This is a genomic window from Corynebacterium sp. HMSC059E07 (genome assembly GCF_001814395.1).
In the GTDB taxonomy this organism is placed as follows: domain Bacteria; phylum Actinomycetota; class Actinomycetes; order Mycobacteriales; family Mycobacteriaceae; genus Corynebacterium; species Corynebacterium hesseae.
In genome coordinates this window covers 1-849 of the sequence record NZ_KV816294.1, presented here as the reverse complement: position 1 = coordinate 849, position 849 = coordinate 1, and the positions used below count along the sequence as shown (strand labels likewise).

Below are 849 nucleotides of genomic sequence, written 5' to 3'. Positions count from 1 at the left end.
GGGTTCGTATCCTTGGAGTCGATGAACACGTATGGAAACACACCAGAAAACCAGGCCAGGCATCAAACCTGGTGACCATACTTGTTGACCTCACCCCGCTGGTGGACGGGCGTGGGCCTGCTCGTTTGTTAGACATGCGACCGGGCAGGTCCGCAGATGTGCTCAGCGGGTGGCTTAAAGAGCGCGACCCCAGCTTCCGGGAGCAGATACAGGTGGTGACCATGGATGGGTTCACCGGATATGCCACCGCAGTCGAGGAACAACTACCACAAGCGGACAAAGTCATGGACCCTTTCCATGTGGTGCATCTGGCAGCCGACAAGCTCACCAGTTGCCGACAAAGACTCCAACGTGAGACCACCGGGCGCCGCGGACGCAAAGATGACCCACTGTACAAGCACCGGCGCACGCTGTTGACCAGGACGAACTATCTCACCGAGCGGCAAAAGCAACGCTTAGAAATGCTGTGGGCCACCGATGACGACTACGTGTGCCTGGAAGTAACGTGGTTGGTCTACCAAGACATGATCACAGCGTACGCGCATCCGAGGAAATCGGAAGGCAAAAAGCTTATGGAACGCATCATCCACACCCTGCGCAAAGGACTACCAAAAGGCTTAGAAGAGCTCGCCCAACTGGGACGCACCCTGTGGCGACGACGCAAAGATGTGCTCGCCTACTTTGATATCGGTGCATCCAACGGCCCCGTCGAGGCAATCAACGGCAGACTCGAACACCTACGCGGCATCGCCCTAGGTTTCAAAAACCTCAACCACTACATCTTGCGGTGCCTGATCCACTCCGGACAACTACAGGACAAAATCAACGCACTCTAAAACCGGAAGGGCC

At 56.4% G+C, this 849-nt stretch carries 1 protein-coding gene; it reads left to right on the top strand.

Translation table 11 applies throughout. From position 1 onward, the window contains the following. On the top strand, nt 1-836 hold an 836-nt coding region (locus tag HMPREF2967_RS05470), incomplete at its 5' end, for an ISL3 family transposase (RefSeq protein WP_118854829.1). Nucleotides 837-849: the final 13 nt, after the last annotated feature.